The sequence below is a fragment of the Demequina phytophila genome, assembly GCF_000971135.1.
GTDB classification, from domain to species: Bacteria; Actinomycetota; Actinomycetes; order Actinomycetales; family Demequinaceae; genus Demequina; species Demequina phytophila.
The window spans coordinates 158,756-177,629 of record NZ_BBLW01000001.1 but is presented as its reverse complement, the minus strand read 5'-3'; the positions used below and the strand labels follow the sequence as shown (position 1 = coordinate 177,629).

Here is an 18,874-nt window from a genome sequence, read left to right as displayed (position 1 = left end):
GGGAACTGCGCGACGGGCTTGCCCGGTGGTGGGCCGATGTCCCCGGCACCGCATCGTCGCTCGTGCCTCCCCAGCGCCGGTCGCGCCTGCTGACCGGCCCCGCCGTGTCGCCTACAACGGTCGCATGACCCATCTGAGGCCGCTGCCTACGGTGGCACCTGGCGGCTCCCTTGTCGAAGCGTTGCGCCGCGAGCCTCGTGCCTTCACGTTCGACGAGCTCAAGGGGATCACGTCGGAGCGCAAAGCACGTACCGCGATCGCACGCGGAGACATCGTGAGGCTGCTGCCGGACACCTACGTCGCGGCCATCCACGCCGAGTCGTTCGCGGCCCGCGTGGACGCCGCGCTGCTCTGGGCGGGACCGAACGCCGCGGTCTCCGGCGTGGCCGCGATGTTCCTGTGGGGATTCGTGGTCGAGCCACCGGAGATCATCGAGATCGCCGTGCCGCACCGCGAACGCCCGTATCCACCCACGTGGATCCGCGTGAGGCGCCTGACCTACCGCCCGCCGACCACGCGCATCGGGCGCGCGACGGTGCTGGGACCCGACATGGCGGTGATCCACGGATTCGGCGGGCTCGCACGGGGAGACCGGTCGTCGGCCGTGCACCGTGCGTTCCGCAGCGGCTTCACGACGGCCCGTGCCATCCGGGATGCGCTGGCGCGGGTCCCGCGGTGCACGGCGCGCGCCGAACTCCTCAGGCGTGTCGAGGCCGCGGAGCGCGGAGCCGAGAACTACCTCGAGGAGGTGGGCCTGCGCCGTGTGTTCAACACGGGGGAGTTTGCGCGCTTCCTCCGACAGCATCGGGTGACGGCGCAGGGCGAGTTCTTCAGGCTCGACATGTACGACCCCAGCACCATGACGGCCGTCGAGCTCGATGGCGCCGCCTCGCATGCGAACCCGGAGCAGCGGCAGCGAGACGTCCGTCGTGACGCGTTGCTCGCCGGGATCGGGATTCAGACCGTCCGCTTGACCTACGACGACATCATCGAGCGACCCGAGCAATGCCGTGCGCGCGTGCGCGAGGTGCTCGAGGCGCGCAGCGCGAGATGACTCGCGGCGCGCGCCTCGAAGCGTCACTCAGTTCCCCACAGGAGTGGCAAACCTTCCAGAACCGTCGCTGAGTTCCCCATAGCGGTGAAGTTGGGGAGGGGGTGGAGGGCGAGGAGAACTACGCCTCGCCCAGGACTGCGTTCTCGGTGCGCATGACCGTCGGGTCGGCGATCTCGTCCGAGGAGCCGTCCTCCGAGCCGAGCCCGTCCACATTGGGCTCGAGCGCGGCCTCGGTGTCAACGATCTGCATCGACTCGACGCGACCCGCCGCGAGCAGGTCCGGCGCGGCGGCTCGCACGAAGCCCGCCTTCGCGGCCGGCACCAGCAGGTCGACCGACGCGAGCGGCGTGCGCTGGGACACCTTGGCCTCGGACTTGACCTTGCGCAGCACGGACAGCGCCTCGCCTGCGGCGGCCAGCAGGGGAGCACCCGCCGAGTCGGCGCCGGCGGCCTCACGCAGCGGCGAGGACACGGGCCACGCGGCGCGGTGGACGGAGCCCTCCTGGAACCAGCTCCAGACCTCCTCCGTCGCGAACGGCAGCACCGGCGCGAACAGGCGCAGGAACGTCTGCAGCGCGAGGGTGAGCGCGGCGCGCGCCGAGGCCGCACCCTCCGAGCACGGCGCCAGGGGGTCGATCGCCTCGCCCGGGGCCGCACCGTCGTAGGCGCGGGTCTTCACCAGCTCGAGGTAGTCGTCGCAGAACGTCCAGAAGAGCGTCTCCGCGACCTCGAGGGCCTTGGTGTGGTCGTAGCCCTCGAGCGCCTTGGTCGCAGCGTCGACCACGTCGGCGAGCGCCGACAGCATCGCGCGGTCGAGCGGCTCGGTGACGGGGGCTGACACCACCGCGGCGGTCGCATCGACTCCCGCCGCGAGCGACGAACCCGCGGCGGTCGCGATCCCCGTCGCACCCAGCACGAACTTCGACGCGTTGAGCACCTTCATCGCGAGGCGACGGCCGATCTTCATCTGACCCTCGTCGAACGCCGCGTCCGTGCCGAGGCGCGCGGCGGCGGCCCAGTAGCGCACCGCGTCAGAGCCGTGCTGCTCGAGCAGGCCCATCGGCGTCACGACGTTGCCCTTGGACTTCGACATCTTCTTGCGGTCGGGGTCGAGGATCCAGCCCGAGATCGCGGCGTGCCTCCACGGCAGGGTGCCGTGCTCGGCGTGCGATCGGACCACGGTGGAGAACAGCCAGGTGCGGATGATGTCCTGGCCCTGGGGACGCAGGTCCATGGGGAACGTGGCGGCGAACAGCGCGGGGTTGTCACGCCACCCGCACACGATCTGGGGGGTGAGCGACGAGGTCGCCCACGTGTCCATGATGTCCTTCTCGCCCGTGAAGCCGCCGGGGACGTCGCGCTGGTCCGCCGAGTACCCCACGGGCACGTCGGCCGACGGGTCCACGGGGAGGGCGTCCTCGGCGGGCACGATCGGGTGGTCGTAGTCGGGCGAGCCGTCCGCGAGCACGGGGTACCAGACCGGGATCGGGACGCCGAAGAAGCGCTGGCGCGAGATCAGCCAGTCGCCGGTGAGGCCCTTCACCCAGTTCTCGTAGCGCACGCGCATGAAGTCGGGCTCGAAGTCGAGCTCGGACCCTCGCGCGACCAGCTCGGAGTTCAGCGCGGCGTCGGTGCCGCCGTTGCGGATGTACCACTGGCGCGTGGTGACGATCTCGAGCGGCTTGTCGCCCTTCTCGAAGAACTTCACCGGGTGCGAGATGGGGCGCGGCTCGCCGTCCATGACGCCGGCCTCGGTCAGGAGTTCCACGATCCGCTTCTGGGCGGAGAACGTGGTGAGCCCCGCGAGCTCGCCGTACGCGGCCAGCCCCTCGGCCGACACCACACCCGCGGGTGCCTCGGCGAGCATCCGGCCGTCCCAGCCCAAGACCGGGCGCGTGGGCAGGCGGAGCTCGCGCCACCAGGTGACGTCGGTGACGTCGCCGAAGGTGCAGATCATCGCGATGCCGGAACCCTTCTCGGGGTTCGCCAGGTGGTGCGCGACCACGGGCACCTCGACGCCGAACAGCGGCGTGCGCACGTGCTTGCCGAACAGGCCCTGGTAGCGCTCGTCATCCGGGTGCGCGACCAGCGCCACGCACGCGGGCAGCAGCTCGGGACGGGTGGTCTCGATCCACACGGACTCGTACGAGCCGGTGGCCTCCTCCATGTCCGCCGCCGGCTCGAACGCCAGACGGTGGTACGCGCCGGGACGCTCCCGGTCCTCGAGCTCGGCCTGCGCGACGGCGGTGCGGAACGTCACGTCCCACAGGGTCGGCGCCTCGGCCTGGTAGCACTCGCCGCGCGACAGCCCGCGCAGGAACGCCTGCTGAGCGACCGCCTGCGAGGACGGGGAGATGGTCTGGTAGGTGCGCGACCAGTCCACGGACAGGCCCAGGTGGCGCCACAGCGACTCGAACTGCTTCTCGTCCTCCGCGGTGAGGCGCTCGCACAGCTCGACGAAGTTCCGACGCGAGATCGGCTGCTGGTCCGCCGCCTTCACGGACTTGCCCTCGCCGCCTTCGAACGGGGGCTCATAGCCCTCGACGTAGGGGAGCGTGGGGTCGCACCGGACGCCGTAGTAGTTCTGGACGCGGCGCTCGGTGGGCAGGCCGTTGTCGTCCCACCCCATCGGGTAGAACACCTCGCGGCCGCGCATGCGCTGGAAGCGCGCGACCACGTCCGTGTGCGTGTAGCTGAAGACGTGGCCGACGTGGAGCGAACCCGAGACGGTCGGCGGCGGGGTGTCGATCGAGTACACCTGCTCGCGGGTCTTCGACTCGTCGAAGCGGTACGTGCCGGCGGCCTCCCAGGCCTCGTTCCAGCGGTCCTCAAGCCCGTCGACGGTGGCCTTGTCCGGGATGCGCGAAGTCATGGGCGCCATTCTTCCAGAGGCGCGACCGTGCTCGGGAATCGAGAGCAGGGACGATGCGCGGGGCACCTGGGCGCCTGGCGGCACGCCTCCCGTACCGGGGGACGATGCACGGGTAGCGTCGCGCGCATGGAGGCGAGGGTTGGCGCCGGCTTCCTCAAGGCGCTCGAGCGGATCGACGGCGACGTCGGCGACGCCCTGGAGCCCCGGCTGCGCGACATGATCCGCCTGCGGGTGTCGCACCTCAACGGCTGCCACCACTCCGTGCGTCTGCACTCGGAGTCCCTCGCGCAGGGCGGCACGCGCCCGGATCTCATCGCGGCGCTCGCGCGCCCCGCGCGTCAGATCCGTCCCGGCCTCGTCACCGACGGCGAGGCGGCTGCGCTGCGTCTCGCGGAGGTCCTCACCGATGCCCCGCGGGCGCTCGAGCAGGAGGCGCGGGCCCACGCCGGCGAGTGGTTCAACGCGACCCAGCTGGGCGCGATCGTCGAGGTGGTGGCCGTCACCAACGCGTGGAACAGGGTCATGCGCGGCGCCGAGTAGGCGCGATCGGGAGACTCGACGCTCAGCGCTCGAGGTTCCCCAGCATCGTCCGCACGACCGTCTCCGCCGCCTCGATCTGCGCGTCCGTCAGGCCCTCCGATGCGTCGTCGTGGATGCGCTCGATCTCGTCGTGCAGCTCGTCGACCACCTCGCGCCCCTCGGGCGTGGCGGCGCGCAGCCCCTCGAGGTCCTCGGCCCAGGCGCCCGCAACCAGGCCGTTCCACGCGTCGGTGAGCTTGGCCGGACTGTAGAAGGGGGTCATGTGGTCCTCGAGCTGCTGCCACGTCATCGGGTCGGGGGAGCGGGCCAGCAGGCTCAGCATCACGAACTCCGCGCGGGTGGTCGACCGGTCCGCGAGGGCCTCGTCGAACGCCGAGTCGTAGGCGTGGCTGAGCGCCTTGATGAGAGCGTCGAGACGGACGGCGTCGTGGCTCATACCCCCAGGCTATGCCGCGCACCAGGCGACCGCCCGATGATCTCCAATGGCGCTTGTGACGCAGGTGTTGCCGCGTGAAGGATGTGGCGACCTCACGTGCCCCACCGGTCCACTTGCGTCACAAGTGTCATGGGCAATCGACGCGACGCGGCTAGCCCCGCGCCTCGGACTCGTTGGGCGGGCCGCCCACGCGCTCGACCATGAGGTCCGCGACCTCGTGGACGCCCACCAGCACCCGCGAGGCGCCCTGGCCCTCGAGGTACTCGACGTCGCGTGTGCCGTGGCCCCGGGTCACGATGTCCAGCTCGGGTTCGAGCGAGCGAGCCTTCGCGATGACGGACCCGGCGTTGAGCGGGTCGGGGATGCCCACGAGCAGCGCACGCGCCGCACCGATCCCGGCGGAGCGCAGCACGCCCGCGCGCGCGGCGTTGCCCAGGATGGCCTCGTGGCCGCGGTCGCGGATCTTCTGCACGCGCGTCTCGTCGTCGTCGATCACCACCACCGGGATCTCCGCGGCCCAGAGCGCCTTCGCAACCCGGCCGCCCACGCGGCCGTAGCCCACCACGATGACGTGCCCGGTGGCCTCCGAGGAGACCGGCCCGGCGTCCGCGTCCTCGGGCAGCGCGTTCTTGCGCGCGAGGATCCTGGCGACCCATGCGAACAGCAGCGGGTTGAGGATGATCGAGATGATCGCGCCGGCGAGCACCAGGTCCTGCGCGTCCTCGTGGAGGATCTCGAGGTCGGCCCCGAGCGTGACCAGGATGAAGGAGAACTCTCCGATCTGCGCGAGCGAGACCGCGATGAGCAGCGCCATGGATCGCGAGTACTTGAGCATCCGCACCAGGCCGAACGCGATGACGAACTTCCCTCCCACGATGATCGCGACGGTCGCGAGCAGCGCCACCGGCTGCCGCAGCACGATCGACGGGTCCACCAGCATGCCGACCGCGACGAAGAACAGCACCGCGAACGCGTCGCGCAGCGGCAGGGAGTCCTCGGCGGCGCGGTGGGAGAGGTCGGACTCGCGCAGGATCATGCCGGCGAAGAACGCGCCGAGCGCGAAGGACACCTGGAACATCCATGCGGCGCCCACCGCGACACCCAGCCCGATCGCGAGCACGCCCAGCGTGAACAGCTCGCGGGACCCGGTGTCCGCGACGCGCGCGAGCGCCCACGGGATGACGCGGCGTCCCACGAACCACATGAGCGCCACGAAGGCGCCGACCCGCAGCACGGTGAGCGCGAGCTCGCCCGCGAGCTCGGCTCCGGACGCGTCGCCGCCCGCGAGCACCGGCACCACCACGAGCGCGATCACCATCGCGAGGTCCTCGACGATCAGCCAGCCGACCGCGATGTGACCGGCGCGCGTGTCGAGCAGCTGCCGCTCCTCGAGCGCCCGCAGCATCACCACGGTCGACGCGACGGACAGCGCGAGCCCGAACAGCAGCGCGCCCTCGATGCCCCAGCCCAGCAGCAGGCCCAGCCCGGTGCCGAGCGCCGTCGCGACCGTCATCTGCGCGATCGCGCCCGGCAGCGCGACGCGCCGCACGGCGAGCAGCTCCTTGAAGCTGAAGTGCAGGCCCACGCCGAACATCAGCAGGATCACGCCGATCTCGCTCAACTGCGTCGCGAGGTCCACGTCGCCCACGAATCCGGGCGTGTACGGACCGATCACCAGGCCGGCCGCGAGGTAGCCGACGATGGGGGACAGGCGCAGCTTCTGCGCCGCGAAGCCCAGGATGAAGGCCGCTACCAGGCCCACTGCGATCATCTCGATGAGGGGGGCATGGTGGAGCATGCCCCGACCCTATCCGTCCGAGTTTGCGCGCATGTGTCCGGGACCGGCTGGTTCGCGCTCCGCGAATACGTGAGGGGGTACGGGAATTCCGTGCGATGCGTTAGTGTTCTGGGCACAAGGTCCTAGGACCTGATCGCCTTGAAACCGGCCGCAAGTCCCTGGTGGCCGGACATGGTCGACAGCACCACGAGGGCGCCTCCCCGGAGGCGCCCTCGTCGTCTGTCCGGCGGGCGCTGCCTGGGACGATGCTCGGCGTGAGTCCTCGCGCATCCCGCCACCCGCGGGGTAGCGTCGGCTCATGGAGAGATTCCTGCTCAAGGCGGCCGTGTTCCTCGCGTCGGCGGTGGCGGCGCTCGCGCTGACCTCGCTCATGCTCGGGGAGGACTTCGAGCTCGAGATCAGCGGCCTCATCACCGCGACCATCATCTTCGCGCTCGCGCAGAGCCTGCTGTCGCCGCTCATCGAGCGCCAGATCCACAAGCGCGCCCGCGCCGTCGTGGGCGGCGTGGGCATCATCTCGACGTTCGTCGCGCTGCTCATCACCGCGACGCTCACCTCGGGGCTCACGATCCACGGCTTCGGGACGTGGGCGGCCGGCACCCTCCTGGTGTGGCTCATCACCGCGATCGGCGTGTGGGTGCTGCCCGGGCTGTTCGACAGGATCGGCGACCGCGACAAGAAGCCCGCCGACGGCCAGGCCGTCGACAAGCGCGACTGAACCGGCGCATCGTCCCTCGACCCACGCATCGTCCCTGATTTCCGAGCAAAACGGGCGTGTCGGTAGTAGCGTCGGCACCATGGTGCGATTCCTGATCAACACGCTGATCTTCTTCGGCTCGGCAGCGCTGGGTCTCTGGATCACCTCGATGGTCCTCGACGGCTTCACCATCGACTTCGTGGGGCTCCTGGTCGCCGCGGTGATCTTCACCGTCGCGCAGTGGATCCTGTCCCCGCTGATCTTCAAGATGGCCACCAAGTACGCCAACGCGTTCCTGGGCGGCGTGGGCCTCGTCTCCACGTTCGTGGCGCTGCTCATCACCTCGCTCGTGGTCGACGGCCTGTCGATCGACGGCGTGGGCACGTGGATCGCGGCGACCGTGCTGGTGTGGCTCATCACGGCGCTCGCGACGTGGCTGCTGCCCATGATCTTCCTCAAGAAGGCCGTGGAGAACCGCCGCGACTGACGCGTGCGGGGGACCAACGTCCCTTGCGGTAGATACCCTCGGGGGTATAGACCTGGGCTGAGGGGCCGTCAACGACGACGGCCCTCCTTTCAGGTCAGCGAGGTGATCGGTCATGGCCCGCGTGGTCGTCCTGGGCGCCGGGGTGTCGGGGCACACGGCTGCCCTGTACCTGCGCAAGCTCCTTCCCCCGGAGCACGAGGTGGTGGTGGTCAACCCCAAGCCCACCTACAACTGGATCCCGTCCAACATCTGGGTGGGCGTCGGGAGGATGAGCCACGAGGACGTGGTCTTCGAGCTCGCGCCCATCTACAGGAAGAAGGGCATCTCCTTCGTCCAGGCGAAGGCCGTCGCGCTGTGGCCCGAGGGCGACGCGGACGATGCGAAGCCCGCCGTCGAGGTCGAGCGCACCTCTCCCGGGCGCAAGGGTCGGACGGAGAAGATCCGGTACGACTACGTCGTCAACGCCACCGGCCCGAAGCTCAACTTCGGCGCGACCCCGGGCCTGGGGCCCGACGGCGGGCACACGCTGTCGGTGTGCACGCCGGACCACGCGACCGAGGCGGCGGCGCGGCTCGCCTCGCTGATCACCGTGCTGCGGACGCGCCGCCAGACGGTCGTGATCGGCGTCGGGCACGGCACCTGCACCTGCGAGGGCGCGGCGTTCGAGTACACGTTCAACGTCGAGCACGAGCTCCGCGAGGCGGGCGTGCGCGACAACGCCGAGATCGTCTACCTCACCAACGAGAACGAGCTCGGCGACTTCGGCGTGGGCGGCATGGAGTTCGAGCAGAACGGGTACCGCACCACCTCGCAGCTGTGGACCGAGTCGCTGTTCCGTGAGCGTGGCGTGCGCGCCATCACCGGTGCCGCCGTCACCTCGATCGATCCCGGCGTGATCCACTACGACCAGCTCGACGGGTCCCACAACGACCTCGCCTACGACTTCGCGATGCTGCTGCCGCCGTTCAAGGGCAACGACTGGAAGGCCTTCGACCGCGCCGGCGAGGACATCACCGCGACCGTGTTCGCGCCGTCGGGCTTCCTCAAGGTCGACGCGGACTACACGCCCAGGCCCTATGAGGAGTGGAGCGCCCGCGACTGGCCGCGCACGTACCAGAACCCGACCTACCGCAACGTGTTCGCGGTGGGGATCGCGTTCGCGCCGCCGCACCAGATCTCCCGTCCCCGCGCGACCCCGGATGGCGTGGCGGTAGCGCCGTCGCCCCCGCGCACCGGCATGCCCTCGGGCACCATGGGCAAGGTGGTCGCGAAGTCGATCGCGGACATGATCCTGCACGCGGCGCCCGCGCCCACCCATGCGGCGTCGATGTCCGAGATGGCGGCCGCGTGCGTCGCCTCGGCGGGGACCGGGTTCCGGTCGGGGACGGCCGCGGCGATGACGATGAGCCCGGTGGTGCCGGACTGGGAGCGCTACCCCGAGACGGGGCGCGACCTCAAGGCGACCAAGGGTGAGATCGGGCTCTCGGGCCACTGGGTGAAGCGCATGCTGCACACCCTGTTCATCTACAAGGCGAAGGCGCGTCCCGGGTGGACGTGGATCCCGGAGTGAGCGGAGGTCTGTGATGGATACGACCAACGAGCGGATCGCCCAAGCGCCGCTGCCCACCGGGGCGGAGCTGCGGAGGCGTCGCAGCCTGCTGGCTCAGGCGGCCCGCTTCATCGGGACGTCCTGGACCATGTGGAGGCTGGCGCGCAAGCACCACTGAACCCGCGCATCGTCCCGCGGGTTCCGGGGACGACGCGCGGCGTGCGGGCCGCGCGCTACTCGGCGGGGTCGGCGGGGCAGGATGCGTCGGCTGCGGGCGCGGGGTCGGCCGCACACTCGGTCGCGGGTGCGGGGTCCGCCGCGCACGCGGCGAGCGACGCGGTGACCGCGAGGCGGCGGTCGGGGTCGAGGCGGCCGAGGATCTTCAGCGCGAGATCCGACAGGGCGTCGACGTCCTGCTCGGTGAGGTCCTGGAGGACCATCTCGCGCACGGCGTCCGCGTGGACCGGGCGGGCGTCCGCGAAGGCGTCCGCACCCGCGTCGGTGAGCACGGCGTTGAAGGCGCGGCCGTCCTCGGCGCACGCGGCGCGGACCACGAGCCCCTTGCGCTCGAGCCCGGTCACCACGCGCGAGAGGCGCGGCAGGGTCGCGTTGGTGCGGGAGGCGAGGGCGCTGAGGCGCAGGCGGTGCGCGGGCGCCTCGTCGAGGGCCTCGAGCAGGGTGTACTCGAAGGCGGTGAGGCCGGCGTCCGCCAGGCGGTGATCGAGCGCGGTCGGCAGCAGCTCGAGCAGCGCGTGGAGGCGCGCGACCGCGACGCGCTCGGGGTGGCGCAGGGCGGTGGTGGTGCTCGTCATGGGTTCATCCTACCAAGAGGTTGCATCTACAACCAAGAGGGTCTATGGTCGGTGGTTGTAGGTACAACTAACGGGCCGCCAGGCTCGCATCGAAAGGATCAGGACATGACCACCTTCACCATCATCGGCACCGGCAACATGGCCAACGCGATCGGCGGCGTGCTCGCCGACGGCGGCAGCTCGGTCACCTACGTCGCGAAGGACGAGGTGGGCACCGCGCCGCTCGCCGGCGACGTCGTGGTCCTCGCCGTGCCGTTCCCCGCGGTCGACGCGATCCTCGCGGCCTACGGCTCGGCGTTCGACGGCAAGGTGGTCGTGGACATCACCAACCCGCTGAACTTCGAGACCTTCGACTCGCTCGTGGTCCCCGCCGGCTCGTCCGCGACCGCCGAGATCCAGGCGAAGATCCCCGCCGCCACGGTCCTCAAGGCCTTCAACACCACCTTCGCCGCGACCCTCGCGTCGAAGAGGGTCGGCGAGCTCACCACGACCGTGCTGGTGGCCGGCGACTCGTCCGAGGCCAAGGCGACGCTCATCTCTGCGATCGAGGCCGGCGGCCTCGACGGGATCGACGCGGGCTCGCTCGCCCGTGCGCACGAGCTCGAGGCGATCGGCTTCGCGCAGCTCACCCTCGCCGTCGGCGAGAAGCTGCCGTGGACCGGCGGCTTCGCCGTCGCGCGCTGAACAGCCACACGCTGAACCACCGAGACGACGCGCGGCGGGCCCCGGGCCCGCCGCGCGTCGTTGCGCCTGCGTTCGCGCCCGCGCCCGCTACCGCCCGAGCTGCTCGAGGAGCGTGAGCCGCTCCGCGCGGCGCTCGTTGAGGAAGTCGCCGAGCGCCTCCGTGTCCGCGGCGGTCCAGTCGTCGGGGTCGGTCACCCCGACCCACGCCTGGAGATTCGCCTTCGCGGTGTACATGTGCCCGAAGCCCTCGGGCACCGAGCCGGCCGCGGGCATGTCGAGCATGGTCTGCCACCCGGTGATGAGCGGGAACCACCGCATCTGCGGCGACACGTCGGGCGCGCGCTGCCCGGCCTTGAGCCACTCCGGCTCGCGGTAGAACGTCACCGGGGAGAAGAACACCACCGGATCCGAGCCGTGCTGCAGGTAGACGACCCGTGTGGAACCCCACGGCCCTGACGGCTCGCCCAGCGCATCGTCCTCCCCGGTGAAGCGCACGGTGCGGCCCTCGCCCACCACGGGCAGCCAGGCCGGCGAGCCCGCGTCGCGCGAGCGCTCGAGCTCGTTGTGCATGAGGTTGAGGAACGTCGGGCCGGTGAGCAGGGCGCCGTCGACGGGCTCGTTGAGGATGTCGATCGACCCGAGCACCGACTCGGGGCCCGCGGAGCCGAGCGACAGCCCGTAGAGGTAGAGCTCGGGGCGGGAGTCCTCGGGGAGCTCGGCCCAGTAGTCGTGGACCAGGCGGAACGTCGCCTGGGTGGCGTCGTTCACCGCCTGCTGGTCCGCGAGCAGCGAGATCCAGCTGGGCAGGTACGAGTACTGCAGCCCGGCGATCGCCGTGTCGCCGTGGTAGAGGAACTCGAGGGAGTCCGCGGCGTTGGCGTCGATGAGGCCGGTGCCGGTGGTCGTGGCGAGGACCAGGACCTCGCGGTCGAAGGCGTCCGTGCGGATGAGCTCGTCGAGCACGAGCTGCGCGCGCTCCTCGAGGGTGTCCGCGGACCGCAGCCCGACGAACACGCGGATCGGCTCGATCGCGCCGCCGCCCGACCACGAGTCCAGCTCCTCGACGGATGGCCCCGAGGACAGGAACGCGCGCCCCTGGCGGCCCAGGTCCTCCCATGCGACCAGCGAGCCCTCGCCGCCGGAGCGCAGCGGCGACGTGACCGCCTCGGTGCCGACCTTGTCGCCCAGGTCGCGCGCCGAGAACGCCCAGTTCGCGGTGATGAAGAAGCCGCGCACCAGCACGCCCGAGAACGCGAGCCACAGCAGCAGCACCAGCCCCGCGGTCGCGAGCGTCACTGCGAGGCGGCGGGGGAGCCAGCGCCGCAGCAGCGAGTCGCCCCAGCGGAACAGGGCCCGCAGCAGGCGTGAGCAGACCAGCACGGTGGCGGCGACCACGAGGCCCATCCCGACGACGATGGGCCAAGCGGTCGGGTCGAGCTCCTCCATGCCGAACGTGCGGCGGATGCCGTTCTGCCACCCGACCCACCGCCAGATCGCGAGGCCCAGGCTCGCCCCGATCAGCCCGAGCACCACCCAGGCGACCACCGTGAGCGCGCGCCCCCGCAGGTTCGGCACCTCGAGGTAGTTCCAGATGGAGTGCGCCCCGGCGCCCAGCCCGTAGCCGACCATGAACGACACGCCGGTCGCGAGACCCTGGACCACGGGGATCCGTGGCAGCAGCGAGGGTTCGAGCGAGACGGCGATGAAGAGAGCCCCGACCACCAGGCCGACGCCCGAGAACGTGGGCTCCAGGATGCGCGGCGGTCGGGTGGACGATGCGCGGGCCCGGGGGCGTGCGAGGCTGCGGACAAGCATGAGGCCGCGGGCGGCGAGGCCGGTGTCGGGGACGGGCGCGAGGTCTGTCGCGGCGGTCGCGGATCCGGTCATGGGCGTCACCCCCTCACCCTTGTGACTGTATCGCCGCCGCGGCGCCGCGCCGCGCATCGTCCCTCGGAGCGGTCGAACGGCACCGGGCGACGCATTGTGACCGTTCCCATTGATAACTATTCCGTAACGGGCCGGATTCGGGCCACGATCGGCGCTAGCGTCGGCGAGTGCGGACACAATGGCGTGTCCGCACCTCCCTGTGACCCCGGGACGGCCTCGACGATGCGGCCGCCCGGGGTTCTTCGCGTCCGGCGACGGATCTGCGGACCCACGCGACACGCCGGATCCCGCCTCGTGGTTGACCTCGCGCCCGCAATCCCCCTAATGTCTATCAAGCCGATAGGAAATAGGCGACAAGCGCCGCTCGGCTCGTGACCTGGGAGGTCGACATGAACGCAGGGAAGCTCAGCACGCGGGGGTGGGTGGCAGGGTCCGTCGCGGCGGGTCTGGTGGCGGTCCTCGCCGGCTGCTCGGGCGCCGCGGACGCCGATCCCGCCGCCTCGGGCTCCGGCGAGGGGGACACCGAGACCACGCTCTCCGTGGTCGGCTACGCCGTCCCGCAGGCCGCCAACGACGCGATCCAGGCGCTGTGGGCGCAGACACCCGAGGGGGAGGGCGTCCAGTGGGTGGAGTCCTACGGCGCGTCCGGCGACCAGAGCCGGGCCGTCGAGGCGGGGCTCGAGGCGGACTACGTCCACTTCTCGCTCGAGTCCGACGTCACCCGCCTGGTCGACGCGGGCCTGGTGGACCCGGAGTGGAACCAGGACGAGCACAAGGGGATCGTCTCCAGCTCCGTGGTCGCGATCGCGGTCCGGCCGGGCAACCCGCTCGGCATCGACAGCTGGGAGGACCTCGCGGAGCCGGGCGTGGAGATCGTCACGCCGAACCCGACGTCCTCGGGCAGCGCGCGGTGGAACATCCTCGCCGTGTGGGCCGCCGCCCTCGCGGACGGCGCGAACGCGAAGGGCGCGGAGGCCTTCACCAAGGACGTCCTCGCGAACGTGGTCTCGCTGCCCGCGAGCGGTCGCGACGCGACCAGCGCGTTCCTCGCCGGCACCGGCGACGTGCTGCTCAGCTACGAGAACGAGACCATCCTGGCCCGCGCGAGCGGCGAGGAGCTCGACTACGTGGTCCCCGACGTCACGCTCCGGATCGACAACCCGGGCGCCGTGCTCACGGACGCCGACCCCAAGGCGCGCGACTGGTACCAGTTCCTGTTCACGCCCGAGGCGCAGTCCGAGTTCGCCCGCACCGGATACCGGCCCGTGATCGATGGTGTCGAGATCCCCGAGGTTCCCGGCGCCAACGACCCCGCGGACCCGTTCCCGACGCCGTCGCACCTCTACACGATCGACGACTTCGGCGGTTGGGAGGTCGCCGCTCCGGAGTTCTTCGACGAGGAGGACGGCACCATCACGAAGCTCCTCACCCAGCTCGGGGTCGAGGGATGACCACCCCGGTGAGGGACGATGCGGCGGTCGCCTCATCGTCCCGACCCGGGGTCGCCGGTGGAGACGGGGTCGGGCGGCCCGTGACGTCCCGCCGGCGCCGGGGCGGCGGCGCGCGCGGCTCACATGCCTCGAGCTCGCGCGGCGTCGCCCCGGCAGCCCCGCCGCTCAGCCTCGGCGCCGGGCTCGGGCTGGGCCTCGCGGTCCTGTGGCTCTCGCTGCTGGTGCTGCTCCCGCTCGCGGCGGTCATCGCGACCGCCGCGGCGGGCGGCTGGGACGGCGTGGTGCGGGTGCTCACGCAGCCGCAGACCGCCGCCGCGATCCGCCTCACGCTCGAGCAGGCCGCGCTGGTGACCGTGATCAACGCGGTGATGGGCACCGCGATCGCGTGGGTGCTGGTACGCGACCGGTTCCCCGGCAGGCGCGTGCTCGACGTGGTGATCGACGTGCCGTTCGCGCTGCCGACCGTGGTCGCCGGCCTCGTGCTGCTCGCGCTGTACGGACCGCAGAGCCCGCTGGGCGTCGACATCGCGAACACGAAGGTCGCCGTGACGTTCGCGCTGGCGTTCGTCACCCTGCCGTTCGTGGTCCGCACCGTGCAGCCCGTGCTCGAGACGCTCGACCGGAGCGCCGAGGACGCGGCCCGCTCGCTGGGCGCGTCGGGCTGGACGGTGTTCCGACGCATCGTCCTCCCTGCCCTCGCGCCGGCCATCGCCGCGGGCGCCGCCCTGTCCTTCGCGCGAGGCGTCGCCGAGTACGGCTCGCTGGTGCTCATCTCCGGCAACCTCGCGATGCGCACCGAGGTCGCCTCCGTCCGCATGCTCGGCTACATCGAAGGGGGAGACATGGCCGCCGCCGCCGTGGTCGCCACGTTCCTGCTCGCCATCTCGCTGGCCGTCACGCTGGCCCTGGGGCTGTTCAACCGCGTGGGAGGCCGCCGTGGCTAGGCGCGGACCCGTGGTGCTGCGCGCCGTGGTGATCGCGTACCTGGTGCTGCTGGTCGCGTGGCCCGTGTCGCTGGTGTTCACCGGCGCGTTCGCGAACGGCCTCGCGCCGGTCCTCGACACGTTCCGCGACCCGCTGGTCCTCAACGCGCTGCGCCTCACCGCCATCGCGGCGGGCTGGGCTGTGGTGCTCAACACGGTGTTCGGCGTCGGGGTCGCGCTGCTGCTGGTGCGCCGCACGTTCCCGGGACGGCGCCTGCTCGCCGCGCTCGTCGACCTGCCGCTCGCGGTCTCGCCCGTGGTGGTGGGCCTCGCGATCGCCCTGGTCTACGGCGCGAGGTCCGGCTGGCTGGGCGTCCCGCTCGCGAACGTGGGGCTGGACATCATCTACTCGACCCCCGGGATCGTGCTCGCGACCACGTTCATCGCGCTCCCGCTGGTGATCCGCGAGATCATCCCGGTGCTCGAGGAGGTGGGCACCGAGCAGGAGCAGGCCGCCCGCTCCCTGGGCGCCGGCCCGTGGACCACGTTCCGCCGCATCACGCTTCCCGCGATCCGCTGGGGGCTCGTCTACGGCGTGGTGCTGTGCCTCGCCCGCGCGGTCGGCGAGTTCGGCGCGGTCAAGGTGGTCTCCGGCAACCTGATCGGCCGCACCCAGACCGCGACGCTCACCGTCGAGGAGCTCTACATGAACTTCGACCGCGAGGGGGCCTTCGCTGTGGCCGCCACCCTCGCCAGCGTGTCCATCATCGCCATCGCCATCGTGGGCCTGCTGCGCGCCCGCACCGAGAGGAGGACCTCGTGAGCATCGAGATCCGTGACGTCACCAAGACCTTCGGGTCCTTCACCGCGCTCGACGACGTCTCCGTCGCGATCCGCCCCGGCTCGCTCACCGCGCTGCTGGGCCCGTCCGGAGGCGGCAAGTCGACCCTGCTGCGCATCATCGCCGGCCTGGAGACGGCGGACTCCGGCGTGGTCACCATCGACGGCGCGGACGCGACCCGGCTTCCCCCGCAGAAGCGCGGGGTCGGGTTCGTGTTCCAGCACTACGCGGCGTTCCCCCACATGTCCGTCGCGCGCAACGTCGCGTTCGGGCTCGAGATCCGCAAGCGCCCCCGGGAGGAGGTCCGCGCCCGCGTCGACGAGCTGCTGCGCCTGGTGCACCTCGAGCAGTTCGGGGACCGCATGCCGTCGCAGCTGTCGGGCGGGCAGCGCCAGCGCATGGCGCTCGCCCGCGCGCTCGCGGTCGAGCCGTCCGTGCTGCTGCTCGACGAGCCGTTCGGCGCCCTCGACGCGAAGGTCCGCAAGGAGCTGCGCGACTGGCTGCGCCGCCTCCACGACGAGGTCCACGTCACCACCGTGTTCGTCACGCACGACCAGGAGGAGGCGCTCGAGGTCGCCGACGAGATCGTGGTGATCAGCCAGGGCCGCGTCGAGCAGACCGGCTCGCCGGACGCGCTCTACGACCGCCCCGCCAACCCGTTCGTCATGTCCTTCCTGGGCCCCGTCACCCAGCTCGGCGGGAGGCTGGTGCGCCCGCACGACATCGAGGTGCTCGGCATCGAGGTGCGCGACGCCGTCGCCGGCGTGGTCGCGGACATCCAGCGGGTGGGCAACGAGGCGCGCGTCCGCGTCGGCGTGGGCGGCGCGCCGCCCGTCGCCGTGGTGCTGACCCGCGCGGAGCTGCGCGCGCTGGGCGCGCGGGTGGGGGACACGGTCTGGCTGCGGCTCGCCGCGGGTGCGGCGACGCTCCCGGTGGACGATGCGGCGGTCGCCCCGTCCGGCCCGACCCTCCCGGCCGTCGCGGGAGGGGAGGGAGGCCGCGCGCTCGCGGGCGCATCGTCCCCCCGCGGGTAGGGTGTCCGCATGCACGTGACCGCCAAGGGGGACTACGCCGTGCGGGCCGTGGTGGGCCTCGCCGAGGCGTACCCGGCGCGCGTGCCGGTCGCGGTGCTCGCGGAGCGGTTCGAGATGCCGCGCAAGTTCCTCGAGACGGCGCTCGCGGACCTGCGTCGCGCGGGGATCGTGCAGTCGATGCGCGGGCCCGAGGGCGGCTACGTGCTGCACCGGCCGCCAGCCGAGATCACGGTGGGCGAGGTGGTGCGCGCGATCGACGGGCCGCTCGCCGACGTGCACGGCCTGCGACCTCACGAGGTGGTCTACCCCGAGGGCCTGCAGCACATGCAGGAGGTGTGGGTCGCGGCGCGCGCAGCGGTGCGGATGGTGTTCGACGAGGTCACCGTGGACCAGCTGGTCACGGGCGCGTTCCCCGACCAGATCCGCGACCTGTTCCTCCACGACCAGGCGTGGGAGCCGCGCTCGGGACCGCAGACGCCCACGCTGCCGAGCGGCACGCCGCCCTCGGTGTAGGTCCCGCCGGGCTACGCGTCGCGCAGCAGGGGCTGGGTCATGCAGTGCGCGCCGCCGCGTCCTCGACCCAGCTCCGCGCCCACGATCTCGATGACCTCGACGCCCGCCTTGCGGAGCTCGTCGTTGGTCTGGGTGTTGCGGTCGTACGCGACCACCACGCCGGGCTCGAGCGCGAGCAGGTTGTTGCCCGAGTCCCACTGCTGACGCTCCGAGGCGTAGCGGTCGCCCCCGGTCGCGATGACCCGCAGGTCCACGCCGAGCGCCTCGCCCACCACCTCCACGAACGGGCGCTCCTCGCGGCGCACGTCGAGCATCACCGGCGCGGGCGCCTCGCGGATGACGAAGGTCTCGATCTCGTCGATGATGCCGGGGAACACGGTGCACAGGTCGCGATCCGCGAGCGTGAACACGGTGTCGAGGTGCATCGCCGAGCGCAGCCGCGGCAGCTTCGCGACGATCACCTGCTGTGCGCCCTCCGCGAGGAACAGCTCCATCGCGAGCTGCGTGATGGCCTGGCGGCTCGACCGCTCGGACATGCCCACCAGGACGGTGCCGTTGCCGATCGGCATGACGTCGCCGCCCTCGAGCGTCGCGAGGCCGTGGTCGAACTCCGGGTCGCCCCACCACACGTTGACCGCGTCGCCGAAGTCGGGGTGGAACCCGTAGACCGCCTTCATCACCAGCGTCTCCGCGTGACGCGCGGACCAGAACAGCGGGTTGAGGGTGACGCCGCCGTAGACCCACGAGGTGGTGTCGCGCGTGAACAGCGTGTTGGGCAGCGGCGGCAGCAGGTAGTCGCGCATGCCGGACTCCTCGCGCACCAGCTGGATGCCGGGCGGGGAGAAGTCGCGCGGCAGGTCGAGCGTGGACAGGCCGCCGATGATGTGGCGGGCCAGCTCGTCGGAGGGGAGCTCGTCGAGGTAGGCGCGGATGTCGGTGGCGAGGCCCAGCCCGACCTCGTCGGGGGTGACCTTGCGGTCGAGCAGCCAGGCGCGCGCGTGCGGGATCGCGACGGTCTCGGCGAGCAGGGTGTGGAGCTCCATCACCTCGATGTCGCGGTCGCGCATGAGCCGGACGAACTCCGCGTGGTCGCGTGCGGCGTTCTCGACCCACATGACGTCGTCGAACAGCAGGTCCTGGCAGTTGGACGGCGTGAGCCGGTGGTGGGCGAGGCCGGGGGAGCACACCAGCACCTTCTGCAGCGGCCCCACCTCCGAGTGCACGCCGTACTCGGGCAGGGTGATCGGCGGGGCCTCGGTCATGGCGGGTGGCGCACCTTCCTCGCGGGGTGCTTCG

At 71.7% G+C, this 18,874-nt stretch carries 18 protein-coding genes; 12 read left to right on the top strand and 6 right to left on the bottom strand.

Features of this window, described 5'->3' with window-relative positions:
- Positions 1–124 precede the first annotated feature (124 nt).
- Positions 125–1,054, top strand: a complete 930-nt coding sequence (locus AOM01_RS00855; RefSeq protein ID WP_169746490.1) for a DUF559 domain-containing protein — start codon at positions 125–127, stop codon at positions 1,052–1,054.
- A 118-nt stretch (positions 1,055–1,172) separates the two neighbouring features.
- Here the strand turns inward: AOM01_RS00855 and valS are convergent, their stop codons facing one another.
- A complete protein-coding gene (valS, locus tag AOM01_RS00850; protein ID WP_082109916.1) occupies positions 1,173–3,926 on the bottom strand; it encodes a valine--tRNA ligase in 2,754 nt (917 codons plus the stop codon).
- Positions 3,927–4,052: 126 nt separating this feature from the next.
- On the opposite strand from valS, the gene AOM01_RS00845 reads away from it, so the two are divergent.
- Positions 4,053–4,466, top strand: a complete 414-nt coding sequence (locus tag AOM01_RS00845; protein WP_062287607.1) for a carboxymuconolactone decarboxylase family protein — start codon at positions 4,053–4,055, stop codon at positions 4,464–4,466.
- Between the two features lie 22 nt (positions 4,467–4,488).
- Here the strand turns inward: AOM01_RS00845 and AOM01_RS00840 are convergent, their stop codons facing one another.
- Both AOM01_RS00840 and AOM01_RS00835 read right to left on the bottom strand, forming a co-directional pair.
- Positions 4,489–4,902 (bottom strand): winged helix DNA-binding protein, encoded by a 414-nt coding sequence (locus AOM01_RS00840; protein ID WP_062287605.1) that lies wholly within the window; start codon positions 4,900–4,902, stop codon positions 4,489–4,491.
- 151 nt (positions 4,903–5,053) lie between these two features.
- A complete protein-coding gene (locus AOM01_RS00835) occupies positions 5,054–6,700 on the bottom strand; it encodes a cation:proton antiporter domain-containing protein (protein WP_062287602.1) in 1,647 nt (548 codons plus the stop codon).
- A gap of 298 nt (positions 6,701–6,998) precedes the next feature.
- Between AOM01_RS00835 and AOM01_RS00830 the strand changes: the two genes are divergently transcribed.
- The 4 genes from AOM01_RS00830 (at position 6,999) to AOM01_RS14545 (ending at position 9,611) form a co-directional block, all read left to right on the top strand.
- Positions 6,999–7,418: a phage holin family protein gene (locus AOM01_RS00830; protein ID WP_062287599.1), complete on the top strand. Its 420-nt coding sequence runs from the start codon at positions 6,999–7,001 to the stop codon at positions 7,416–7,418.
- 79 nt (positions 7,419–7,497) lie between these two features.
- On the top strand, positions 7,498–7,884 hold the full coding sequence (locus AOM01_RS00825) for a phage holin family protein (RefSeq protein WP_062287597.1): 387 nt from the start codon (positions 7,498–7,500) through the stop codon (positions 7,882–7,884).
- 112 nt (positions 7,885–7,996) lie between these two features.
- Positions 7,997–9,454 (top strand): NAD(P)/FAD-dependent oxidoreductase, encoded by a 1,458-nt coding sequence (locus AOM01_RS00820; RefSeq protein ID WP_062287594.1) that lies wholly within the window; start codon positions 7,997–7,999, stop codon positions 9,452–9,454.
- 13 nt (positions 9,455–9,467) lie between these two features.
- On the top strand, positions 9,468–9,611 hold the full coding sequence (locus AOM01_RS14545; protein WP_169746489.1) for a hypothetical protein: 144 nt from the start codon (positions 9,468–9,470) through the stop codon (positions 9,609–9,611).
- Between the two features lie 55 nt (positions 9,612–9,666).
- On the opposite strand, the gene AOM01_RS00815 is transcribed toward AOM01_RS14545, so the two are convergent.
- The gene (locus tag AOM01_RS00815; protein ID WP_062287592.1) at positions 9,667–10,245 is read right to left on the bottom strand and encodes a MarR family winged helix-turn-helix transcriptional regulator; all 579 of its coding nucleotides are present in this window, start codon (positions 10,243–10,245) and stop codon (positions 9,667–9,669) included.
- Between the two features lie 105 nt (positions 10,246–10,350).
- On the opposite strand from AOM01_RS00815, the gene AOM01_RS00810 reads away from it, so the two are divergent.
- Entirely contained in the window at positions 10,351–10,929 is a 579-nt protein-coding gene (locus AOM01_RS00810; RefSeq protein ID WP_062287589.1) for an NADPH-dependent F420 reductase, read from the top strand.
- 87 nt (positions 10,930–11,016) lie between these two features.
- Here the strand turns inward: AOM01_RS00810 and AOM01_RS00805 are convergent, their stop codons facing one another.
- Positions 11,017–12,816, bottom strand: a complete 1,800-nt coding sequence (locus AOM01_RS00805) for an alpha/beta hydrolase (RefSeq protein WP_062287586.1) — start codon at positions 12,814–12,816, stop codon at positions 11,017–11,019.
- Between the two features lie 389 nt (positions 12,817–13,205).
- On the opposite strand from AOM01_RS00805, the gene AOM01_RS00800 reads away from it, so the two are divergent.
- From AOM01_RS00800 to AOM01_RS00780, 5 genes are read left to right on the top strand one after another with little or no spacing between them, the layout of a single operon-like run.
- Entirely contained in the window at positions 13,206–14,267 is a 1,062-nt protein-coding gene (locus AOM01_RS00800; protein ID WP_062288551.1) for an extracellular solute-binding protein, read from the top strand.
- The gene (gene cysT / locus AOM01_RS00795) at positions 14,264–15,211 is read left to right on the top strand and encodes a sulfate ABC transporter permease subunit CysT (protein ID WP_082109866.1); all 948 of its coding nucleotides are present in this window, start codon (positions 14,264–14,266) and stop codon (positions 15,209–15,211) included. Before AOM01_RS00800 ends, cysT begins: the two co-directional genes overlap by 4 nt.
- The gene (locus AOM01_RS00790) at positions 15,204–16,013 is read left to right on the top strand and encodes a sulfate ABC transporter permease (RefSeq protein ID WP_062287584.1); all 810 of its coding nucleotides are present in this window, start codon (positions 15,204–15,206) and stop codon (positions 16,011–16,013) included. Before cysT ends, AOM01_RS00790 begins: the two co-directional genes overlap by 8 nt.
- Entirely contained in the window at positions 16,010–17,065 is a 1,056-nt protein-coding gene (locus tag AOM01_RS00785; protein ID WP_082109865.1) for a sulfate/molybdate ABC transporter ATP-binding protein, read from the top strand. Before AOM01_RS00790 ends, AOM01_RS00785 begins: the two co-directional genes overlap by 4 nt.
- A gap of 9 nt (positions 17,066–17,074) precedes the next feature.
- Positions 17,075–17,578 carry an RrF2 family transcriptional regulator gene (locus AOM01_RS00780; protein ID WP_062287581.1) on the top strand — a complete coding sequence of 168 codons (504 nt, stop codon included), beginning with the start codon at positions 17,075–17,077 and terminating at the stop codon, positions 17,576–17,578.
- A gap of 11 nt (positions 17,579–17,589) precedes the next feature.
- On the opposite strand, the gene AOM01_RS00775 is transcribed toward AOM01_RS00780, so the two are convergent.
- On the bottom strand, positions 17,590–18,840 hold the full coding sequence (locus AOM01_RS00775) for an arginine deiminase (protein ID WP_062287578.1): 1,251 nt from the start codon (positions 18,838–18,840) through the stop codon (positions 17,590–17,592).
- Positions 18,841–18,874 lie beyond the last annotated feature (34 nt).

Excerpts from the sequence above, each read along its gene's own strand:
- AOM01_RS00830 (WP_062287599.1), top strand. The coding sequence starts at position 6,999 with ATGGAGAGATTCCTGCTCAAGGCGGCCGTGTTCCTCGCGTCGGCGGTG.
- AOM01_RS00780 (WP_062287581.1), top strand. The coding sequence starts at position 17,075 with ATGCACGTGACCGCCAAGGGGGACTACGCCGTGCGGGCCGTGGTGGGC.
- AOM01_RS00845 (WP_062287607.1), top strand. The coding sequence starts at position 4,053 with ATGGAGGCGAGGGTTGGCGCCGGCTTCCTCAAGGCGCTCGAGCGGATC.
- AOM01_RS14545 (WP_169746489.1), top strand. The coding sequence starts at position 9,468 with ATGGATACGACCAACGAGCGGATCGCCCAAGCGCCGCTGCCCACCGGG.
- AOM01_RS00835 (WP_062287602.1), bottom strand. The coding sequence starts at position 6,700 with ATGCTCCACCATGCCCCCCTCATCGAGATGATCGCAGTGGGCCTGGTA.
- cysT (WP_082109866.1), top strand. The coding sequence starts at position 14,264 with ATGACCACCCCGGTGAGGGACGATGCGGCGGTCGCCTCATCGTCCCGA.
- AOM01_RS00775 (WP_062287578.1), bottom strand. The coding sequence starts at position 18,840 with ATGACCGAGGCCCCGCCGATCACCCTGCCCGAGTACGGCGTGCACTCG.
- AOM01_RS00840 (WP_062287605.1), bottom strand. The coding sequence starts at position 4,902 with ATGAGCCACGACGCCGTCCGTCTCGACGCTCTCATCAAGGCGCTCAGC.
- AOM01_RS00855 (WP_169746490.1), top strand. The coding sequence starts at position 125 with ATGACCCATCTGAGGCCGCTGCCTACGGTGGCACCTGGCGGCTCCCTT.
- AOM01_RS00805 (WP_062287586.1), bottom strand. The coding sequence starts at position 12,816 with ATGACCGGATCCGCGACCGCCGCGACAGACCTCGCGCCCGTCCCCGAC.
- AOM01_RS00815 (WP_062287592.1), bottom strand. The coding sequence starts at position 10,245 with ATGACGAGCACCACCACCGCCCTGCGCCACCCCGAGCGCGTCGCGGTC.
- AOM01_RS00820 (WP_062287594.1), top strand. The coding sequence starts at position 7,997 with ATGGCCCGCGTGGTCGTCCTGGGCGCCGGGGTGTCGGGGCACACGGCT.
- AOM01_RS00825 (WP_062287597.1), top strand. The coding sequence starts at position 7,498 with ATGGTGCGATTCCTGATCAACACGCTGATCTTCTTCGGCTCGGCAGCG.
- valS (WP_082109916.1), bottom strand. The coding sequence starts at position 3,926 with ATGACTTCGCGCATCCCGGACAAGGCCACCGTCGACGGGCTTGAGGAC.
- AOM01_RS00800 (WP_062288551.1), top strand. The coding sequence starts at position 13,206 with ATGAACGCAGGGAAGCTCAGCACGCGGGGGTGGGTGGCAGGGTCCGTC.
- AOM01_RS00810 (WP_062287589.1), top strand. The coding sequence starts at position 10,351 with ATGACCACCTTCACCATCATCGGCACCGGCAACATGGCCAACGCGATC.